A 20411-nucleotide genomic window follows, 5' to 3' on the forward strand; every position below is an offset into this window, starting at 1 on the left:
GGATCTCGCCGAGCACGGTCCGGACCGTGCTCACCACTGCCTTCCCCGGCCCAGCCGGTCGCGCTCCGGCGCGGACAGATGCAGCACCTCGTACCGGTCGCCCGCGGCCTCCGGCGCCTCCTGCTCCCACAGGCTGAGGTGGAGCAGCTCCCAGTGCCGCGGATCGACGGCCAGCGCCGTGGCCACCGCCCCCGGCTCCGCGGCCTGCCGCAGCGATTCCTCCGCCGCGGCGCCGATCGCCACCCCGGGGTCGACCGACTCGGGGAGGAGCTCACGGCGGCGCACCGCGGTCCGGGGCCGAGCGGACGCCGCCCGCCCCTCCGCGTACGAGAGACCCACCCAGTTCTGCACCGCGGGCCGGCCGAAGTCGTTCACGATGCCCTGGAAACCCGGCCCGAGAAGGAAGTCGTTCATGCCTTCGGAGGCGGACCAGAGGTAGAACGGGGCGTACTGGTTGACCGGCGAGTTCTCGCCACGCTCGCGCATCAGATACGCCTTGAGGCCGAGGCCGGGGAAATCGTCGAGAAGGTGCCCCTTCATCGCCACCCGTGCACGGATGATCCCCATGTCGTAGTCGGCGGGAAGCGTGATCTCATACTGCATCGCATGCATCGGATACTCCTCGGACGGCGGGGTGACGAGACGTGAGCAGGGCGAGCAGGCCGGCGACGGCCGCGTCGAACGCGGCGGGGGAGCCCGAGGCGCGCGCGAGCACATAGCCGCCCTGGACGGTCGCGACCATGGCTGCCGCGATCTCCTCCGGGACGATCTCCGGCGCGAACTCGCCCTGATCCACGCCCTCCTGGACGATTCCGGCGAGCCGGCCCCGGAGCCAGGTGAGGGTCTCGTCGACCGGTGCGCGCAGGTCGTCCCTGGCCACGACGTCCGGGTCCATCGTCAGCCGCCCCACCGGGCAGCCCCGCAACACCTCGCGCTCACGCAGCAGATACGCCGAGAGCCGCTCCCGCGCCGTCCCAGGACCGTCGAGCAACTGCACCGCCGTCGCACGCAGTTGGGCGGTCGTGCGGAGGATGGCCGCGCGCGCGAGGTCGGGCTTGCCCGTGAAGTGGTGGTACATGCTGCCCTGGCCCGCGCCCGCCTGCCGCTGGATGGCCTTGGGGCTCGTCCCCACGTAGCCGCGCTCCCACAGCAGCTCCTGGGTGGCCTCGATCAGACGGTCCGGAGTACTCATGCGCTTACTGTACATACCAGTAGGTACAGAATCCGTCGAAGCGGGTGCACCCACCGCGAGGGGACGAGCAGTTCGGCCGTACCAACGGCGGTGCGGCATGGCCTCCGCCGTCCGCACCATGCCCTCGACGGCACCACAGCCGCTCAGGTCGTCGACGCCGTGAAGGTCTACGGCTCCGGGGACACCGACTCACCTCCGGCGCCGCCCCCCCCGCCCGGTCAGCCGACGACGGCCGACCGGGCGGGCAGCTGCGCGGTTGTTCCCAGGGCCCCGAAGGCGAACGGGCCGTCGGTGATCGACCCGTACACCGCGAGCGGCGGCAGTGTGGACGAGCCGCACGGCGCGGGGAGGGTGAACCAGACGACCTTCCCCGCCCCATCGGCCGGCCGCACGCCCCAGCTCTCGCTGACCGCGGCGATCAGTGCCAGTCCGCGCCCCGAAGTGGCGTCCGAATCGGCATCGCCCAAGGTCGGCAGACGTGGGTCGTGGTCGTGGACGGAGACCGTCAGACGGTCGAGCAGCAGCTCGATCTCGACGGTGCATGTCTTGTCCGGCTGGGCATGCCGGTGGACGTTGGTCAGCAGTTCGGTGACGCCGAGCGCTGCCTGGTCGATCAGAGGATCGAGATGCCAGTAGCGCAGTTGCGCCGAGATTATTCTGCGGACCTGACCGATCCGCGGCGGCAGGGCCTGGAGCTCCACCGCGCAGTGCCTGCTTGGCTCGCTGATCACGGCTGCGACTCCCCGAAGTAGGTCCGGAAGAAGACGAAGGGACGGATAGCAGATGGCTGGCTGCTGTCTCTGGTTCTGTGTGTCGCGCTCCGGCGGAGACTGGATCACAGTGTCACCGCCGGTGCACCATCAGTGACGTGGGTCCAGCGTGACGCAGGTGGTCGCGCTCCGCAACTCGCGGTGGCCGGCCGTCACCGCCGGCCGCCGCCAACCCCCGCGCTGCGCAGGACGTCGAGCAGCCGGCGGGCCCGGGCGGCCCCGTCCCGGCCACGGCTGCGCTGTCCCATGGTCAGCCGGTAGCGCACACCGTTGAGGCGTGCGATGGCCGAGTCGGCCGCCGGGAACCATCCCCTGCCCACGCTGACCGCCCCCACGGGAGCGCTGTCGATCTCCCGGCCGTTGCTCGTCAGGAGGGCCACTCGGCCGTCCTTGACGACCACGCAGCCGGCCCTGGTGAGCGAGCGGGCCCACCGCTCGATCCTGACCCCGCTCGCACTGAACTCCGGTTCCCGCACGGTGAATCGCCCCCTTTTCGGCTGTCCTCTCCTGTGCAGTGTGCCCCTGCCGGGCCCTCGGCACCAGACGCCGGCCCCCTCGGCACCAAGGCAGTGCTATGGACCATCAAAGTCAACGTTTGTGCAGGTGGGGGGAATATCGTGGAGGCGGCGAGTATCGGTGACACGAGGAGGAACGCTGATGGACACCAGTGGGCACAGACGTGACGGTGGGGCTGCGGCGACCGTGGACATCGACCGTTCCGACCCGGAGTACCGGGCCTGGCTGAAGGAAGCCGTACGCAAGGTCCAGGCCGACGCCAACCGCTCGGCCGACACCCACCTCCTGCGCTTCCCGCTGCCCGAGCAGTGGGGGATCGACCTCTACCTCAAGGACGAGTCGACGCACCCCACCGGCAGCCTCAAGCACCGGCTGGCCCGTTCGCTCTTCCTGTACGGGCTCTGCAACGGCTGGATTCGCCGGGGCAAGCCGGTCATCGAGGCGTCCAGCGGCTCGACGGCCGTTTCGGAGGCGTACTTCGCCAAGCTGATCGGGGTGCCGTTCATCGCGGTGATGCCCCGCACCACCAGCCCCGAGAAGTGCCGGCTGATCGAATTCCACGGCGGGCAGTGCCACTTCGTCGACGACTCCCGGAAGATGTACGAGGAGTCCGCGGCGCTCGCCGCCGAGACCGGCGGCCACTACATGGACCAGTTCACTTACGCGGAGCGGGCCACGGACTGGCGCGGCAACAACAACATCGCGGAGTCCATCTACCAGCAACTGCGGCTGGAGCGGTATCCGGAGCCCGCCTGGATCGTCGCGACGGCGGGAACGGGCGGCACCTCGGCGACGATCGCCCGTTACGTCCACTACATGCAGCACGATACCCGGATCTGTGTGCCCGACCCCGAGAACTCCTGCTTCTTCGACGGCTGGACCCACCACAACCCGCTGGCCACCAGCGACTGCGGTTCGCGCATCGAGGGCATCGGCAGGCCCCGCATGGAGCCCAGCTTCCTGCCCGGCGCCATCGACCGGATGATGAAGGTGCCGGACGCGGCCAGTATCGCCGCGGTACGCGCACTGGAACGCGCCATCGGCCGCAAGGCGGGCGGCTCGACGGGCACAGGGCTGTGGAGCGCCTTCAAGCTGGTCGCCGAGATGGTGGAACAGGGCAGCACCGGCAGCATCGTGACGCTGATCTGCGACCCGGGCGACCGCTATCTCGACAAGTACTACTCCGACAGCTGGCTCAGCGGACAGGGCCTCGACATCGCCCCGTACACCGGGACCATCGACCACTTCCTGGCCACCGGCCACTGGCCTGCCTAGGCTCCGCAGGCGTCGGGCGTCAGGTCATACCTGGGGCGTTGGTCTCGTCGACCCGGCAGGCGTACCGCTCTCCCGGTCCCCGCGCGGGAACAGGGGGCCGTTCGGGACGCGTTCGGGGACCGGGCAGCGCCCGCCGCAACGTGCCGTGCGCGGCCTCGGCCCGCTGCACCGGAATGCGTACTGCCGCCGTAACCCTCACACCGACAAACGAGTCAATCATGCGACGGTCACATCGCCCGCCGTTACAGCCGGCGGCGTGCCGCCCCGTCGAGCAGCCTGTCGAGCACCCGTGTGAAGGCCCGGCGGCCCGCGGACGCGACCACCGGATCGGCCCACGCGGGCAGCAACCGGACGCGCAGCTCCTCCACCCACACCACATGGGAGCCGGAACCGGTCGGATAGACATCGATCGCCGCCCGGCCGAGCACCACCGAGCCGCGCTTCTCCAACTGGCAGAGGCCCGCCCGCCCGGCCGCGGGCGGTGTCCACCTGACCACTTCCATCGGGTCGTCGAACGCCAGTGGACCCAGGCCCGTCCGGGCCACGAAGACGGTGCCGATCCGGGTGGGCAGCCCCGTGGGGACGGTCACCGAGGTGAGGGGGACGAGTGCACCGTGCCGCTCCCAGTCGGTCACCCGGCGCCATGCCTCGGCGGCGGGGAGGGGAGTGAAGCGCTCGATCCGGAAGACGGCCACATCACGATCCTAGGACGTCCCGGGCCCGCCGCGAGCTGAACGGAACCGCCGGACAGGGCCTGGGGCCTGCCGTGCGGATCATGCCGGGCTCGCAGGGTCCGAACGCAAGGCTAGACGGCCGCGTCGGCGGAACCGCCCGCCACCACCAGTCCGGGCAGATGCTCCTCGATCTCCGCCCTCGAACCCGCCGGCAGCCCGGCGTCGGTGACGAAGGTGTCCACCTCGTCGAGCGTCGCGAACGAACTCAGGCCCACGGTGCCCCACTTGGTGTGGTCGGCCACCACGACGACCCGCCGCGCGGCCCGCACGAAGCGACGGTTCGTCTCGGCCTCCGCCAGATTCGGCGTCGACAGCCCGGCCTCGACCGAGATGCCGTGCACCCCGAGGAACAGCACGTCGAAGTGGAGCGAGGCGATCGCCTGGTCGGCGACAGGACCGACGAGGGAATCCGAAGGCGTACGCACCCCACCGGTCAGCACGACCGTGGCGGCACCCGTCCTGGCGCCTCCGTTCGCGGTCGGACGCTGCGCGCCGTGGAACACGTCGGCGACCCGCACCGAGTTCGTCACGACCGTCAGATCGGGTACGTCCAGGAGCTGCTGGGCAAGTGCGTACGTGGTCGTCCCGCCGGACAGCGCGATCGCGCTGCCGGGCACGGCCATGGCGGCGGCGGCCCGCGCGATGTCCTCCTTGGCGCTCAGCTCCAGCGACGACTTGGCCTCGAAACCGGGCTCGTGCGTGCTCGTCCCGACCAGCGGAACCGCACCGCCGTGCACCTTCTCGATGACACCCTGGCGGGCCAGCGCGTCCAGATCCCGACGGATCGTCATGTCGGAGACATTCAGTCTGCGGGTCAGCTCGTTGACCCGGACCCCGCCACGCTTGCGCACCTCGTCGAGGATCAGGGCACGCCGTTGCTCCGCGAGCAGGTTCTGATTCTCGCTCAACGTCGGGTCCGGTCCTTCCCTCTGGTCGTACGGTCCCGCAGCGGCCTGCCGGACGTGTTCATCCTGCCACGCACCGGCTTCGGCCGTCTCACTGGGGAGATTCGGTGAGATGGGTGCCGCGAGCGGCCGCCGTCCGCGATTCTGGTGACCGCGCACCGTCCGCGCGGCACCGTCCCCTCTCCGCCGGCCCCACGGGCCGTGCGGTCCAGAGAGCGAGTCACCGAATTGGACCCTGCCATCCAGCCCTCGCACAGTACCGGCGCCGCGCTGGAACTGCTGGTCCACGGCGTCGGCGGAACCACCCCCCAGGAGATGCTGCGCGACCCGCGCACGACGCGCGTCACCGGTGACGCCACCGCGGCCATCCACCGGCGTACGGAGGACATCGCCGCCGAGCAGGACCCGGAACGGCACCGCGACGAACCGGTCGCCGAGGCGTACTGCTGGTCCAACCTCACCTCGGGCAACGGCTCTCGCGCCCTCTGGCTGCTCCTGCTTCCCTTCATGGTCGTCAACCTCGCCCACTGGATGCGACCCGGCGCCGCGCCCGGCCGCACCGGGGCGATCCGCCTGTACGGGCTGCTGGTGCGCCTCATCGCCCTCAGTCTCACCGTGCTCCTCACGGCTGCGGCCTGCGAGGTGGCACTCGACCTGGCGGCCTGGCAGTGCGCGGGGGAGCCGGAGTGCTCCGGGCGGCGTTCCTGGCTGGGGTTCCTCTCGACGGAGCAGGGCGGCTGGTGGTCGCAGCCCGGCCGCCGGCTCGTGGTGGCCGCGCTCGTACCCACCGCGCTGGTGGCGTTGCTCTGGTACCTGTCCAACCGGACCTGGAGCGCGTACGAGTCCCAGCGCCCGCTCGCAGGAGCCGAACCGGAGCAGACGGAGGCGGCGGAGGCCGGGACCGCTTCCGGCGGCGCCGTCGTGCCGCCCGCCGTCCGCCCCGCGCTCGGCAGGCCCGGCTTCTGGTACGGGCGCCGGCTCGTGGCCCGGCTGCGTGCCGCGCACACCGCCGCAGGATTCCTCACCGTCGCCGCCGCCGTGGGAGGCGCCGCCGCCCGCCACGACCGGACCTCCGACAGCCCCGTACCCGGCATCCTGGGCGGGCTGCTGGAAGGAGCACTCGTGGCGTGCGGCCTCGTCGTCGTCCTCGTGGTCTGCCGCCGGGGCCGCAGCGAACGCCGCCTGGACAACAGCCTCGACCGTGCCGTCATCACCTTCCTGCCCGGCGCCGCACTGGTCCTGCTCCTCCTCACCGCGGTGCACGCCTCCTGGTCGCGCCCCGGCTGGGTGTCCGACGGCGCGCTGCCGGGGGAGGTCACCTTCCGGGTGGTCACCATCGGCCAGGGCGTTCTGGTCGTCGCGCTCGCCGCCGTCGCCCTGCGTCTGTACTCCCGCGATCCGGAACCCCGCACCACGCTCCACGGCCTGGGCGGACCCGCGGTGGCGATGCTCGCCTGCGCACTGGGCGGCGTCATGACCGGCGGGGTCGCCCAGCGCGTCGCGGACTGGCTCGACGGCTCCGGGACCCCCGGCATGGGCCGCGGGTCCGTCATCGAGGGCCCGCCCGTCCTGCTGAGCTGGCAGGCATCCGTCATCCCGGTCCTCCTCCTGCTCCTGCTCGTCCCGGTCCTCACGCTGATCGTCCGCACCGCGCGCAGCGCCCGCCGCATGGGCCCCGCCGTCGAGGCGGAGTACGGCGAGAAGCGGCCCGACCCCGAACGGACCCGGCGGATCGCCCGGATGCGGGCCACCGCCGCGCTCACCGACTCGGCGCCCCGGCTCCTCGGGGCGCTCTCCGGTGCCACCCTGCTCCTCGGCGCGGGAGCGGTCGCCGGATCCTGGGCCACCGGCCAGGTGCCGGGACTGGCCATGGACGGAGCCGCCCCCTTCGTCGAATCACTCGCCGAAGCAGCGCAGTCGACCGGCTCCTGGATGGTCGGCGTCGGCTTCATACTGTTCGTCACCTGGGGCCGGCGTGCCTACCGTGACGTCTCCGCCAGGCGCACCATCGGCATCCTCTGGGACGTCGGTACGTTCTGGCCGCGCGCCGCGCACCCCTTCGCCCCGCCCTGCTACGCCGAGCGCGCCGTTCCCGACCTGTCGTCCCGGATGTCGGCATGGACCCAGCGCACCCGCGGCCGGCTGGTCATCTCGGGGCACTCCCAGGGCAGTGTCCTGGCGGCCTCCGCGGTCTGGCAGCTCCCCGACGCCACCCGCCACCGGGTCGCCCTGCTCACCTACGGCTCACCGATCGAGCGGCTGTACGGCCGTTGGTTCCCGGCCTACTTCGGCCCCGTACCCCTGGAGGGGCTGCACCGCTCCGTGCACTGCTGGCGCAATCTGTGGCGCGCGACCGACCCGATAGGGGGCCCGGTGCGCGTCGAGGAGGGCGGGCGGCACGAGGTCGACCGGGGGCCGCTGAAGGACCCGCTGGTCTACGGGCGCACCCCCGATCTCCCGCTGCCCGAACCGATTCTCGGCCACTCCGACTACCAGGCCGACCCCGTCTTCGCGCAGGAGCGCGCCGCCCTGCTCGCACGGCTCGACGCGGTCCTGCCCCGGCAGTCCGACGGGGAGGTTCAGGGCAGCTCGGGCAGGTCCTCCGGGTAGAGGAGGGTGAGGTCGTCCGTGCTCGTCTCGGCGAGCTGGGCGACCCTGCCCGCGTGCCGTTCGACCATGGACTCGAAGGTCTGGCGGGCGGTGCGCCCGTTGCCGAAGGCCGGACCCTTGGGAAGCTCGGTGAAGTACTTGAGGAGCGCCTCCCCGGTGCCGTCCGCCAGGCTGTACTCGTGCTCGTCGGCCTGCTGCTCGACGATGCGCAGCAGCTCATCGGGTACGTAGTCGCTGAAGGTGATGGTCCGTGAGAAGCGGGACGCCACCCCCGGGTTGACGGTGAGGAACCGCTCCATCTCGTGGGTGTAGCCGGCGACGATCACCACCACCGCGTCGCGGTGGTCCTCCATGAGCTTCACCAGCGTGTCGATCGCCTCGCGGCCGAAGTCGCGGCCGGAGTCCTCCGGCGACAGGGCGTACGCCTCGTCCACGAACAGGACTCCGCCGCGCGCACGGTCGAACGCCTCCTGGGTCCTGATGGCCGTGGAGCCGATGTGCTCGCCGACGAGGTCCACCCGGGACACCTCGACGAGGTGCCCGCGCTCCAGCACGCCGAGCGAGGCCAGGATCTCCCCGTACAGCCGGGCCACCGTCGTCTTGCCCGTACCGGGGGAGCCGGTGAAGACGAGGTGGCGGCGCACCGACGCGGCCTTGAGCCCCGCCTCCTTGCGGCGCCTGCCGACCTCGATCATGTCGGTGAGGGCCCGCACCTCGCGCTTGACGCTGTCGAGGCCGACCAGCGCGTCCAGTTCACCGAGGACGGCCCCGGAGTCGCGTACCGGCTCGGCCGGAGCCGCGGGGGCGGGCTCGGAGGGATGCACACGCTGGTCCGGCATCGCGCTGAGCAGCCCCGGCGTCGACTGGGTCGCCGTCAGCACCGCGGGCGGCGGGGTCCCGGCGCCGAGCAGCCCGCTCTCGTCGCTCGTGCAGTCCTCCACCACGGGACCCACCCCGTGTCCGTCGGCCTGGGACGCGCCGCCCTCCGCGAATTCGTAACCACCGCGGGCGCAGCGCTCGGTACGGCAGCGGCTCAGCGTAGTACGACAGCCGTCCATGACATGGAAGCCGTAGCCGTCGCTCCCCGTGACCCGGCAGCTGTTGAAGGTGCCTCGTCCCTCGGCGGAGACGTAGAAACCGGCCTCGGCGGGCGAGGTGACCGTGCACCGCTCGATGGTGGGGTCGGCGCCCTTGGTGACGATGACACCGGTCTGGGCGGCGTCGATGGTGCAGTTGTTCAGTGTGCCGCCGCTGCCGTGGTCACGGAACCAGGCGCCCGTGGACGCCTCCCGGATGCGGCAGTCGTCCAGCTGGGCGGTGGCCCCGTCGCTCACCGACACGGCGGTGTTGCGGATCTGGGTGAGGTCGCTGTCCACCACATCGGCGCGCGAGCCCCGGTCGAGGACGAAGAGCGCGTCCGGCACGTCGTGGACGCGGCACGCGTCCAGTATCACGGTCGCGCCGTCGCTGACCCAGACCGCCGGGTAGTCGCCCGTACTGTCATGGATCTCGCACTGGTTGGCATCGACCCGTGTGCCCGGGTCCCAGACGGACAGCCCGTTGCGGCCGAACCTGCGCACGGTGGAACGGGTCAGTGTGAGGACCGAGCGGGACCGCAGATCGACCGCGTTCTCCGGGATGTCGTGGATGTCGCAGTCAGCGAGCGTGAGGACCGCGTCGGTGTCGAGCGTGATGCCGTCGGCCGCGGTGCGGTGGACGGTGCAGTCGGTGAGATGCGCGGTGCCGCGAGCCGTGATCTGGACCCCGCTGCCCTTGATCTCGTACACCTCGCAGCCCACGGCCTCCAGGGAACTGCCCTCGCCGGTGACGCTCAGTCCGGCGCCCGAGGTGTGGTGGATCCGGCAGCGTTCCAGCCGGGGGTGCGCGCCGTCGCGGACGGAAACGCCGGACTGCCCGGCGGAGACGATCTCGCACTCCTCGAACACGCCGCCCGCCCCGTCGAGCACGGCGATGCCGACGCCTGCCGGATTGTCGACGGTGCAGCGGCGCACGGAGGGCCTGGCCGCGCCCCGTACCTCGATCCCGGCGGCCGACCGGGTCACGATCCGCAGATCCGAGAGCTCCGGCGTGCCCTCCTCGACGAGCAGACCGGGGGCCGCCGAGTCCTGGCCCTCCACATGGAGGTCCTGGATGACGGCCGAAGCCCGCACGGTGAGGGGTACGCCGTCGATCGGCGCGATCCGCACGGAACCGACGGACCCTTCGGGGCCGCGCAGCGTCACCGCGCGGTGGACCACGAGATTCTCCCGGTAGGTGCCGGGGGCGATGGTGAGCACGTCACCGTCGGCCGCGGCCTCCAGGGCGGCGGTGAGGGATGCGTATTCACCCGTGCGGCGCCGCCATCGCGATGTGCCGGTGTGCGTCACCTGGACCGTGCCCTGTGCCATGGCGCTGCTGTGCCCCCACCTCGTGCTGTGTGCGCTGCCTCGTGCCTGTCCGCGTCCTGTGCGGCCGGCCTTCCGGCAGCGCTGAGTCCGGGTCCGCCTGCCGAGGAGTCGGGCGGGCCGGTCCACCGTAGCGCGCGCGACGGCCGCGAGTTGACGAGTCGGCTGCTCATCAGTCCCATGAGGCCCGCCGACGATGTCTCCGGAACCGTTTCGTCAGCTGCCCGTCCCGGTCCTGCCCCAGTCGGGACCGGCCTTCGCCCAGGCCCGGTCCAGCCGCGCGTACCGCCGCAGCCGCAGCCGCCACATGATCAGCCGGCGGGCCGCTTCGACCACACCGGCGGAGAGGAGGAACACACCGAATCCGGCCAGTGCCGCATGGGTGTGCGCGGTGGACGCGTCCATGGGGCGCAGCGTCGGCCTGCCCCGGTCGTCCGTCCAGATCCGCACCTCGGCACCCGGGCCGGTGACCCGGGAGGCCGTCGACACCCTTCCCGTTCGCACGGCGCCGTCGGGAGTGCGCCAGCGGGCCACCACCGAGGTCTGCGCGGCACGCTCCGACGCCACTTCGGAATCACCGGCGAACTGACCGGGCCGGTCGACACGCCGCACCACGACCGCGGTCGTGACATGACGCTCGGCGCGCTGGGCCCGTACCGACCGCTGGAGGGCGTCGTCCGTGAGCGAACCGCAGGTCCAGCCGATCACCGGCGCCGCGAGCAGCATGAGGAGCAGGGCGAGCAGTGCCACCCACGCCTCGACGCGATCGGTGGCACGGCGCAGGGGATTGTGCCGCCAACGCCAGACTCCCGAGACCGCTCGCACAGCTGTCCACCCCCTTCCGTATCCGTGATAACCCGATACGGAGGGGTTCGCACCCCTGAGAGACGAAGAGAGAGCAACCTCACCCTGCCCAACGTCCGGCCCGGCCGGGAGAGTTCCGGGGGCCGGCCGGTCAGCCGAGGACGCGGACCGGGTCCCCGACCCGGATCACTCCGGTTCCGTCGGGGATGAGGTGCCGGCCGAAGATCAGGTCCTTTCCGACCCGGCGATGACGGGCGAGCGTGCGCAGTGGCTCCCTGCCCCGTTCGGCCGTCGCCTGGTCGGTGGTCGTGATGGCGCAGCGCCCGCACGACTTCACCACCCGGAAGGAGACGTCTCCTATGGCGATCCGCTGCCAGTCGTCCTCCGCCCAGGCCGGGGTGCCCGCCACGACGACATTCGGCCGGAACCTGTTCATGGGCAGCGGCCCCTCGTCCGGATACTCACCCTGGGCGATGAGGGAGTTGAGGGCGTCGAGCGAGGCAAGGCTGGTGAGCAGGAGCGGAAACTCGTCGGCGAGGCTGACGGTCTCACCCGGGCGCGCGTGCGCCGGATCGAGGAGCCTGCTGTGCTCGGGCGGGATGAGCCTGCGGTGCGCGGGCGCGTCGAGATGGACGAGCCGGACCTCCGCTCCGAGGTACCCGCCGAGCCACGCGTGGGCGTCCCCCGACGCCTCCACGACCTCGATCTTCTGCTTGAACAGATCCACTGCGACCGTACGGTCCGGTGCGGGGACCTCCACGGTCAGTGGCTCGCTCCCCGGCGCCGACAGTTCGATTCCACCGCCCGGCAATGGCCTGGCGGATATCAGCGCCAGGCGAGCGCGCTGGCGCTGCGTGACGACCTTGTCCGCCGCGTCGACGAGCATCCAGCGCCGGTCGCCGGCGAGTCCCCATGGCTCGACGGCGGCCTCGCTTCGCGCGTACGCGGCCAGTGACTTGACCGGATGAATGTGGACGGCCTGAAGCACGGGAAGATCCATGCCGCCATCCTGCCAGCCGGTCAGTACCCCCGGCCCTGATACGGGCGGTTGTACGGGTCCTCGTACGGAGACGGCACCGGGGCGGGCCGGGGCGAAGCCGGACGCATCGACTCGTACCCCGTGCCGGGCGCGGGGCGCTGCGGCTGGGGCTGCTGCTGGTAGCCGCGCGGTGTGCTCGGCTGCTGCGGGATGTACGGCGCAGGGGCGTGCTGCAGTTGTGCGGGCTGCATCGGCGCCTGCTGGTACTGCTGCTGCTGCGGCGCGTGCTGCTGGTACCCGTACGACGGCTGGGAGGGAGCCGCGGGCAGGGCCGGCAGCGCCGACGGCAGGGCCGGCAGATAGCTGTTGCCGGTGTCGTAGGCGGCCGGCACTCGGATCGGTGCGATCTGAGGCGTGCCCCGCTCCGCGACCAGGGAGTCGTAGATCGGAGTGTCGGGGAACGACGGTGCGGCGTAGTAGCCGCCGCCGTAGGTGGAGCGGGGGGAGGTCATGGCACCTAAGTTAAGCCCACGATGTGCTGATTGGGGAGCCCGATAAGAGGGTTGATTTGGGTGTTGTGAGTGAACAGCGATCCCCAATGCGAGCGAACTTGGGAAAAAAGGGCACCCAAGAGCTCGAAGATCGTGTAAAAGGCGAGTTCACGGGGGGTTACCGACGGATCGCCGGGCCGGGTCCGTCACGGCTGTGGGCTCCCCGGCACACCGGGGATTAGGTTGTCCCCGGAAAGGCTTTCGGGCGGCCGGACTCACGATGGGGCGAGCATGACCATGCTAAAAGGAACCAATGTTCCGGTGCCGGCTCAGGCCGTGCGGGTCGAATTGGGGTGGCGCACCACCCCGGGAGCACTGGACGTGGATGCCTCTGCGCTCCTCCTCTCCTCGGGAAAGGTACGCAGCGACGCGGACTTCGTCTTTTACAACCAGCCGGCCCACGCGTCGGGCGCGGTGCGCCACGAGGGCAAGGCGACCGACGGGGACCGGGTCACGGACACCCTCGCGGTGGACTTCTCGCGCGTCGAGCCCGCCATCGACCGCATCGTCGTCGCGGCCTCGTCGGACGGCGGGGGCTTCGGCCGGGTGACCGGGCTGTACGTACGGGTCGTGGACGCGGCGAGCGGCGCGGAGACGGCCCGGTTCGAGAGCACCGACGCCACCGTCGAGACCGCGTTCATCCTCGGCGAGCTCTACCTGCGCCAGGGAGCCTGGAGATTCCGCGCCGTCGGCCAGGGGTACAGCACCGGACTGGAGGGCCTCGCCACGGACTTCGGTATTTCCGTCGACGAACCACAACGGGCGCAACAGCCTCCCCGACCCCAGGTGTCACACGCGACCCCGAGTCCGTCCCCGCCGGTCCCCATGACACCGCCGCCCGCACCCTCCGCCCCGCCCGCGACGCCCGTGAGGCTGACGAAGGTCACGCTCACCAAGGAAACGCCTTCCGTCTCCCTGTCCAAACAGGGCGGCACCTCCGGCGCCCTTCGGGTGAATCTCAACTGGGAAGTGCGCAAACAGTTCAAGGGCTGGGGTGCCAAACTCGGCCGCGCCGTCGCGATGCACGCCGACCTCGATCTCGATCTCTGCGCACTCTTCGAACTCACCGACGGCAGCAAGGGAGTTGTCCAGGCACTCGGAAACTCCTTCGGCTCTCTCAGCAGGCCGCCCTTTATCCATCTCGACGGCGACGACCGCAGCGGCGCCCTCTCCACCGGTGAGAACCTCACGGTCAACCTCGACCACAAGGACCGGCTGCGCCGCCTTCTGATCTTCGTCACCATCTATGAAGGCGCCCGGAGTTTCGCCGACCTGCATGCCACGGTCACCCTCCAGCCACAGCACGGCGCCGCCATCGACTTCTCCCTCGACGAGTGCACCGTCCCCTCAACCGTCTGCGCGCTCGCGCTGATCACCAGCAACGGGGGAGACCTCACCGTGCAGCGCGAGGCCCGCTATCTCGTGCCGCAGCGCGGAGTGAGCCCGCAGCGCACGATCGACGCCGCGTACGGCTGGGGAATGAACTGGACCCCGGGCCGCAAATGAGCCCGCGCCGCCACCGTCACCGGTCCGGTGCGGCCTCGGGCCGCGCGTACGTACGCCCCTTCCAGGCCGCGCCGCGCCCCCGGCGGTGCTGCACCGCCGAATCGACCGTCATCAGCAGATACAGCAGTGCAGTGACCGGCAGCAGGGGCGCCAGCCACAGCGACTGCCGGTAGTACGCCAGCATCGGCATGTACGTCCCCGCCATCACCGCCCACGCCGCCCCTCCCGCCCACGCGGCCACCGCGTCGCCCGTCAGCAGCCCGGTGACGAGCGTGACCGGAGGGGCGAGATAGACCAGCGCGAGCCCCGGTACCGTCCCGGCGAGCAGCAGCGGGCTGTGCCGCAACTGGGTGTACGCGCTCCGCGAAACCATCCGCCACAGATCCCCGAGCCGTGGATACGGGCGCACACTGTCCACCCGCTCCGCCAGCCCCAGCCAGATCCGGCCACCGCTGCGCCGCACCGCACGCGCCAGCGACACGTCGTCGATCACCGCATGCCGGATGGACTCCGGAATGCGTGCCCGGTCGGCGGCCTCGGTGCGCAGCAGCACACAGCCGCCCGCGGCGGCCGCCGTCCCCGAGCCCGCCCGGTTCACCCGGCGGAACGGGTACAGCTGTCCGAAGAAGTAGACGAACGCCGGGACGATCAGCCGCTCCCATACGCTGACCACCCTCAGCCGGGCCATCTGCGAGACCAGGTCGAACCCGCCCGCGGTCCCCGTGGTCGCGGCGGCGACCAGCTCCCGCAGGCTGTCCGGCTCATGCGCGATGTCGGCGTCCGTCAGCAGCAGGAACTCCGGCTCGCGGACCCTGGCCAGCGCGATCCCGTGCCGGACGGCCCAGAGCTTGCCGGTCCAGCCCGGCTCCGGCTCACCGGGCGAGGACACCGTGAGCGGCAGCCCTTCGTACCGTACGGACAGCGTTCGGGCGAGATCGCCGGTGCCGTCCTTGCTGCAGTCGTCGACCAGGAAGATCTCCGCCTCGCCCGGATAGTCCTGCGCGAGCAGTGACGGGAGACTCACGGGCAGCATGCCGGCCTCGTCACGGGCGGGGACGACGATGGCCACCGACGGCCAGCGCGGGGGGTCCGTGCGCCGCGGAAGCCGCTGGTCAGTGCGCCAGAAGAACCCCTGCCCCAGCAGCAGCCACACCCACACGACCAGCGAACCCACGGCGATCCAGGCAACGGCGCTCATCCGCCGAAGTCTGCCCCACTTCCACGGGGCCGCAAGGGGTGTCGACTATGGTGACCGGGTGAAGATCGCCCTGATGGACTCCGGAATCGGCCTGCTCCCGACGGCGGCGGCGGTGCGCCGACTGCGGCCGGACGCCGATCTGGTGCTGTCCTCCGACCCGGACGGGATGCCCTGGGGACCGCGGACACCGCAGGATGTGACCGCACACGCGCTCGCCGTCGCCCGCGCCGCGGCTCTGCACCGGCCGGACGCCCTGATCATCGCCTGCAACACCGCGTCCGTCCACGCCCTGCCCGCGCTCCGCGCCGAACTGGAGCCGGCACTGCCGGTCATCGGCACCGTGCCCGCGATCAAGCCGGCCGCCACGGGCGGCGGGCCCGTCGCCATCTGGGCCACCCCGGCCACCACCGGCAGCCCGTACCAGCGCGCGCTGATCCGTGACTTCGCCGGCTCCGTCGCCGTCACCGAGGTCCCCTGCCCCGGTCTCGCCGACGCCGTCCAGCACGCCGACGAGCCCGCCATCGACCGCGCCATCGCGGCCGCGGCAGCCCTCACCCCACCGGACGTACGGGCCGTCGTCCTCGGCTGCACCCACTACGAACTGGTCGGCGAGCGCATCCGCGCCGCCGTCCAGCAGTCCGGGCGGGCCCCCGTCACGCTGCACGGTTCCGCCGGGGCCGTCGCCGCCCAGGCGCTGCGCCGCATCGGTGCCGGCACCGCTCCGTCGGCCGAACCGGCCGGCACCCTCGCCGTCATCCTCAGCGGACGCGCCGCCGAGCTGCCGGAAGCCGCCCTGGCCTACGACGAAGGGCGTCTGCTGAAGGCGCTCAGCCCCGTCCGCTGACCGGCCGGACCGCTCCCGACCGGACGCCCGGCCCCTCCCCGGCAAGCGGAATCTGAGTACGCTGCTTGGCATGAGGGACCACACCGGAAATGGCAGCCACGGTTCGAGCGAGGCCCCGTCCACGGTCTGGCACGGCCGTGCGACCAACCGTGCCCAGTGGCTGCTCGCGGTCGCCGGCGCCGGGTGCATGGCCCTCGGTATCCAGCTCGCCGTCGACTCGGCCTGGACGTCTGGAATCGCCCCGCTGCTGATGTCCGTCATCGGTTGCATCGCCGCCGGACTGCTCATCCTGTTCGGCACCCTCGCCTTCGTCCACGTGGCCGTCAAGGTGGATGGCGACGCCCTCGAAGTGCGCTGCGGACACATGGGCCTGCCCCGCCGCCGCATCCTGCTCACGCATGTCGTGGGCGCGGAGTTCGCACCCAGGGTCACCCCGCGCGAATGGGGCGGCTGGGGCTATCGCTGGCGCCCCCAGCAGGGCACGGCCGTGGTGGTGCGCAGAGGCGAGGGCCTGGTGCTGAAACTCGGCGACGGCAGAACGTTCACGGTCACCGTGGACGACGCGGAAGCGGCGGTACGGTTCATCCGCGACCGCCTGCACCTGCCGACGACGGGGCCCCGGACGACCGGGGCCTGAGCGGGCCGTGGGGTCCGGGCGCCGAGTGTCCGAGCGGGCCGTCGGATTCCGAGCGCGTCCTCTCCGCTGCTCACCCGGTCAGCCCGCATCCTCCCCGACCGGTCGCCGTGCCGAGGCCAGCCCCGCGAGCAGGCCCGCTCCCGCCGTCACCGGAGTGAAGCTCAGAGCGTTGCCGACGACCGCCAGGGCGGCCAGAGCGGTGAGTGCCGCGCCGGCTGTCAGCACCACGGCCGTCGTGCGGGGCGAGCGCCACAGCACGTACAGCAGCCAGCCGAAGGCGGTGCCCAGCAGCGCGACACCGATCACGCCCTGCTCGGCAGCCTGCTGGAGGGGCGCGGAGTGCGGTTTTCCGTCGGACCGCAGGGACTCGCGGGCGGTGGGGCTCAGCTCACCGAAGCGGTCCGGCCCCACGCCCAGCAGTGGGTTCGCCTTCGTCATCTCCACGGCGTCCTGCCAGAGCAGCACCCGGTTCCGGGTGAGTGGCCCCTCCAGGGAGACCGCCAGGCCCTCCGGCAACGTGTCCTCGGCCACCGCCCATGACAGCCCCACCATCAGCCCGGCCACCAGCCCGAGCCCGGCGAGCCCCAGCAGCCTGTGGCGCATCCGGGTGGCGGCGAGCGAGCAGAGCAGCACCCCCAGGGCCGCGAGGAAGCCGAAGACCGAGCCGAGGGTGAGTGCGGCGCACGCGGCGCCCAGAGCGAGCAGGCGCAGGGGGACGCACAGCGAAGCCCGGTCCGCCGCGGCCGCCGCACAGCAGGCCGATCCGGCGGCCAGCACCAGCAAGGCGGCGGCCGCCCCCGTATGGCCTGGGGTGATGTCGGCCGCGGCCGTGGCGCCCAGCATGCCGTGGCGCGAGACGAGAGCCATGCCCAGAGCGGCGAGCGCGGCGGCGGAGGCCGCGACGACCGGGAGGAGCGTCCCGCAGATCCGGCCGCACGCGAACCCGGCCGCGACCGCCAGCAGCGCGAGAAGGACGCCTTCCGGCCGGGTGTCGCGGCCCGCGGCGCTGACCAGTGACCAGACGGCGCAGGCGGCGAGAATCACGGCCCCCGCCGCGTCGGAGGCGTTGCCGCGCTCACTGGCGACGTACCGGCCCGCTGGCGCGGTCATCGTGTCGACCCCCCGACCTCGACCGTCCCGCCCACGACGGGCGGAATCCGGCCGATGGGCAGAGACTGGCGCACACGTTAACGGCCGTGGCGCCGTCATGGGCAGGAACGCCGCAGAAACGTTGTGGCGCAGGGCGCCCCGGCCTGTCACAGGACCGGCTCCGGCCCGTCCAACCCTCCGGCCGGACCGTCCCGGCCTGTGGTGCCCACAGGCTGCCGCCGTAGACTCCGCCAGGTGAGCGCCACCATCACCTCCGTAGACGAACCGCCGCCCGCCCCCGCCTCCCGCGGCAGGAGGCTGGGGCCGCGGTTCGTCCGTCCGGCCGCCGCCGCACTCTCCGGTGCGCTCCTGTACGCGAGCTTTCCTCCGCGCCCTCTGTGGTGGCTGGTTCTGCCCGGTTTCGCCCTGCTCGGCTGGGTCCTTCTCGGACGCCGGCTGCGCGCCGCGTTCGGTCTCGGACTCCTCGCGGGACTCGGCTTCATGCTGCCGCTGCTGTACTGGACCGGGGAAGAGGTCGGCCCCGTGCCGTGGCTGGCGCTGGCCGCCGCGGAGGCGCTCTTCATCGCGGTGGGCTGTGTCGCAATCAGCGCCGTCACCCGCCTCCCGTACTGGCCGGTCTGGGCCGCAGCCGTCTGGACGCTCGACGAGGCGCTCCGGGCCCGTGTGCCGTTCGGCGGTTTCCCCTGGGGGAAGATCGCCTTCGGCCAGGCGGACAGCGTGTTCCTCCCGCTCGCGGCCCTGGGCGGCACCCCGCTGCTCTCCTTCGCGGTGGTGCTGTGCGGCTTCGGACTCTTCGAAGCGGTACGCCAGTTCCGTACCCGCCGCACCACCGGCACCGTTCCCCGGGCCGCGGCCGCCGTCGCGGCGGCGGCCGTCGTGGTACCCGTGGCGGCGGCGTTCGCCACGCTGCCCCTCGTCGACGCCTCGGCGGAGGACGGCACCGCGACCGTCGCCGCGATCCAGGGCAACGTCCCGCGCCTCGGCCTCGACTTCAACGCCCAGCGCCGCGCGGTCCTGGACAACCACGCCCGCCGCACGGAACAACTGGCCCGTGAGGTGAAGGCGGGCACGGTGGACCGGCCCGACTTCGTCCTGTGGCCGGAGAACTCCTCCGACCTCGACCCGTACCGCAACCCCGACGCCCGCATCGTGATCGACGACGCCGTCAAGGCGATCGGCGTGCCGACCGTCATCGGCGCCGTCGTCTCCCCCGAAACGGGCCCCCTGCGCAACACCCTCATCAAGTGGGACCCGGCGGACGGCCCCGTCGCCACGTACGACAAGCGCCACATCCAGCCGTTCGGCGAGTACATGCCGATGCGGTCGTTCGTCCGTATCTTCAGCAAGGACGTCGACCGGGTGCAGCGGGACTTCGGACCCGGCAAGAAGGTCGGCGTGTTCGACCTGGCGGGTACGAAGGTGGGGCTCGTCACCTGTTACGAGGCGGCGTTCGACGACGCGGTACGCGACACCGTCAAGAACGGCGGGCAGCTCATCGCCGTACCGAGCAACAACGCGACCTTCGGTCGCAGCGAGATGACGTACCAGCAACTGGCGATGAGCCAGGTGCGGGCGGTCGAACACGGACGGTCCGTCGTCGTCCCCGTCACCAGTGGCGTCAGCGCCGTGATCCGGCCGGACGGGAAAATCGTGCGGAAGACGGAGATGTTCACCCCGGCCGCCCTGGTCGACGAGGTGCCGCTGCGGTCCTCGCTGACCCCCGCGACCCGCATGGGCCCGCTGCCCGAGGGCATCCTCGCGCTGCTCGCGGTGGCCGGCCTCGGCTGGGTGACGGTACGCGGCGTACGCACCCGCACGCTGCGCGGATCCACCGGCCCCGGGGCCGGTGGTACCGACACGTAGGCTCGCCGCATGGCTACTCCCGACTTCATCCGAGACATCCGCGCGACCGCGGGCCATCAACTGCTCCTCCTGCCCGGGGTCACCGCGATCGTCTTCGACGACGAGGGCAGAGTGCTGCTCGGGCGGCGCTCCGACACCGGCAAGTGGTCCGTCGTCGGCGGCATCAGCGAGCCGGGGGAGGAGCCCGCGGCGACGGCCGAACGCGAGGTGTACGAGGAGACCGCCGTGCACTGCGTGGCCGAGCGGGTGGTGCTGACCCAGGCACTGAAGCCCGTGCAGTACGCCAACGGCGACCGGTGCCAGTACGTCGACATCACCTTCCGCTGCCGGGCCACCGGTGGGGAGGCGCGGGTGAACGACGACGAGTCGCTGGAGGTGGGCTGGTTCTCCGTCGACGGCCTGCCGCCGCTGAACGAATTCAGTATGTTCCGGATCAAGCAGGCCCTCACCGACGGACCGGCCTGGTTCGAGCGCACCCCCCGGCCCCGGCCCCAGCAGCCCTGAGGCAGGAA

19 protein-coding genes are annotated in these 20411 nt (G+C 71.9%); 7 read left to right on the plus strand and 12 right to left on the minus strand.

Annotated elements, in window-relative coordinates; translation table 11 throughout:
- Nucleotides 1–30: 30 nt before the first annotated feature.
- The 4 genes from ACFWSK_RS00110 to ACFWSK_RS00125 form a co-directional block, all read right to left on the minus strand.
- Complete coding sequence (locus ACFWSK_RS00110; RefSeq protein ID WP_383779708.1) at nucleotides 31–612, minus strand: DUF4865 family protein; 582 nt, start codon at nucleotides 610–612, stop codon at nucleotides 31–33.
- Complete coding sequence (locus tag ACFWSK_RS00115) at nucleotides 593–1207, minus strand: TetR/AcrR family transcriptional regulator (RefSeq protein WP_383779710.1); 615 nt, start codon at nucleotides 1205–1207, stop codon at nucleotides 593–595. The genes ACFWSK_RS00110 and ACFWSK_RS00115 overlap by 20 nt, the downstream gene beginning before the upstream one ends.
- A 203-nt stretch (nucleotides 1208–1410) precedes the next feature.
- Nucleotides 1411–1923: an ATP-binding protein gene (locus tag ACFWSK_RS00120; protein WP_383779713.1), complete on the minus strand. Its 513-nt coding sequence runs from the start codon at nucleotides 1921–1923 to the stop codon at nucleotides 1411–1413.
- 191 nt (nucleotides 1924–2114) lie between these two features.
- Complete coding sequence (locus tag ACFWSK_RS00125; RefSeq protein ID WP_383779716.1) at nucleotides 2115–2438, minus strand: hypothetical protein; 324 nt, start codon at nucleotides 2436–2438, stop codon at nucleotides 2115–2117.
- Nucleotides 2439–2619: 181 nt separating this feature from the next.
- On the opposite strand from ACFWSK_RS00125, the gene ACFWSK_RS00130 reads away from it, so the two are divergent.
- On the plus strand, nucleotides 2620–3753 hold the full coding sequence (locus tag ACFWSK_RS00130) for a PLP-dependent cysteine synthase family protein (RefSeq protein ID WP_383779719.1): 1134 nt from the start codon (nucleotides 2620–2622) through the stop codon (nucleotides 3751–3753).
- Between the two features lie 242 nt (nucleotides 3754–3995).
- On the opposite strand, the gene ACFWSK_RS00135 is transcribed toward ACFWSK_RS00130, so the two are convergent.
- Nucleotides 3996–4448, minus strand: a complete 453-nt coding sequence (locus tag ACFWSK_RS00135) for an SRPBCC family protein (protein ID WP_383779722.1) — start codon at nucleotides 4446–4448, stop codon at nucleotides 3996–3998.
- A gap of 110 nt (nucleotides 4449–4558) precedes the next feature.
- The gene (locus tag ACFWSK_RS00140) at nucleotides 4559–5395 is read right to left on the minus strand and encodes a DeoR/GlpR family DNA-binding transcription regulator (protein ID WP_383779725.1); all 837 of its coding nucleotides are present in this window, start codon (nucleotides 5393–5395) and stop codon (nucleotides 4559–4561) included.
- 312 nt (nucleotides 5396–5707) lie between these two features.
- Between ACFWSK_RS00140 and ACFWSK_RS00145 the strand changes: the two genes are divergently transcribed.
- The gene (locus tag ACFWSK_RS00145; RefSeq protein ID WP_383780757.1) at nucleotides 5708–8002 is read left to right on the plus strand and encodes a hypothetical protein; all 2295 of its coding nucleotides are present in this window, start codon (nucleotides 5708–5710) and stop codon (nucleotides 8000–8002) included.
- Here ACFWSK_RS00145 and ACFWSK_RS00150 read toward each other — a convergent pair.
- The 4 genes from ACFWSK_RS00150 to ACFWSK_RS00165 all read right to left on the minus strand — a co-directional run bounded on the left by ACFWSK_RS00150 (nucleotide 7972) and on the right by ACFWSK_RS00165 (nucleotide 12702).
- A complete protein-coding gene (locus tag ACFWSK_RS00150; protein WP_383779728.1) occupies nucleotides 7972–10410 on the minus strand; it encodes a right-handed parallel beta-helix repeat-containing protein in 2439 nt (812 codons plus the stop codon). The two genes, ACFWSK_RS00145 and ACFWSK_RS00150, sit on opposite strands and share 31 nt — an antisense overlap.
- Nucleotides 10411–10623: 213 nt before the next feature.
- Nucleotides 10624–11232 (minus strand): hypothetical protein, encoded by a 609-nt coding sequence (locus ACFWSK_RS00155; RefSeq protein WP_383779731.1) that lies wholly within the window; start codon nucleotides 11230–11232, stop codon nucleotides 10624–10626.
- 130 nt (nucleotides 11233–11362) lie between these two features.
- Complete coding sequence (locus tag ACFWSK_RS00160) at nucleotides 11363–12211, minus strand: MOSC domain-containing protein (RefSeq protein ID WP_383779733.1); 849 nt, start codon at nucleotides 12209–12211, stop codon at nucleotides 11363–11365.
- Nucleotides 12212–12231: 20 nt separating this feature from the next.
- Nucleotides 12232–12702, minus strand: coding sequence for a DUF6643 family protein (locus ACFWSK_RS00165; protein ID WP_383779736.1), 471 nt, complete (start codon nucleotides 12700–12702; stop codon nucleotides 12232–12234).
- A gap of 270 nt (nucleotides 12703–12972) precedes the next feature.
- Here ACFWSK_RS00165 and ACFWSK_RS00170 point away from each other — a divergent pair, with 270 nt between their 5' ends.
- The gene (locus tag ACFWSK_RS00170; protein ID WP_383779738.1) at nucleotides 12973–14247 is read left to right on the plus strand and encodes a TerD family protein; all 1275 of its coding nucleotides are present in this window, start codon (nucleotides 12973–12975) and stop codon (nucleotides 14245–14247) included.
- Between the two features lie 16 nt (nucleotides 14248–14263).
- Here ACFWSK_RS00170 and ACFWSK_RS00175 read toward each other — a convergent pair whose 3' ends face one another.
- Complete coding sequence (locus tag ACFWSK_RS00175; RefSeq protein WP_383779740.1) at nucleotides 14264–15445, minus strand: glycosyltransferase; 1182 nt, start codon at nucleotides 15443–15445, stop codon at nucleotides 14264–14266.
- Nucleotides 15446–15503: 58 nt separating this feature from the next.
- Between ACFWSK_RS00175 and ACFWSK_RS00180 the strand changes: the two genes are divergently transcribed.
- On the plus strand, nucleotides 15504–16289 hold the full coding sequence (locus ACFWSK_RS00180) for a glutamate racemase (protein ID WP_383779743.1): 786 nt from the start codon (nucleotides 15504–15506) through the stop codon (nucleotides 16287–16289).
- A 70-nt stretch (nucleotides 16290–16359) separates the two neighbouring features.
- Nucleotides 16360–16926 carry a hypothetical protein gene (locus tag ACFWSK_RS00185; protein WP_383779746.1) on the plus strand — a complete coding sequence of 189 codons (567 nt, stop codon included), beginning with the start codon at nucleotides 16360–16362 and terminating at the stop codon, nucleotides 16924–16926.
- A gap of 78 nt (nucleotides 16927–17004) precedes the next feature.
- On the opposite strand, the gene ACFWSK_RS00190 is transcribed toward ACFWSK_RS00185, so the two are convergent.
- A complete protein-coding gene (locus tag ACFWSK_RS00190) occupies nucleotides 17005–18036 on the minus strand; it encodes an O-antigen ligase family protein (RefSeq protein WP_383779749.1) in 1032 nt (343 codons plus the stop codon).
- A gap of 234 nt (nucleotides 18037–18270) precedes the next feature.
- Here ACFWSK_RS00190 and lnt point away from each other — a divergent pair, with 234 nt between their 5' ends.
- Both lnt and ACFWSK_RS00200 read left to right on the plus strand, forming a co-directional pair.
- A complete protein-coding gene (lnt, locus tag ACFWSK_RS00195; RefSeq protein WP_383779753.1) occupies nucleotides 18271–19899 on the plus strand; it encodes an apolipoprotein N-acyltransferase in 1629 nt (542 codons plus the stop codon).
- 9 nt (nucleotides 19900–19908) lie between these two features.
- Complete coding sequence (locus tag ACFWSK_RS00200) at nucleotides 19909–20403, plus strand: NUDIX domain-containing protein (protein WP_383779756.1); 495 nt, start codon at nucleotides 19909–19911, stop codon at nucleotides 20401–20403.
- The last annotated feature ends 8 nt before the right edge of the window (nucleotides 20404–20411 follow it).

The organism is Streptomyces sp. NPDC058620, assembly GCF_042717135.1.
Taxonomy (GTDB): Bacteria; Actinomycetota; Actinomycetes; order Streptomycetales; family Streptomycetaceae; genus Streptomyces.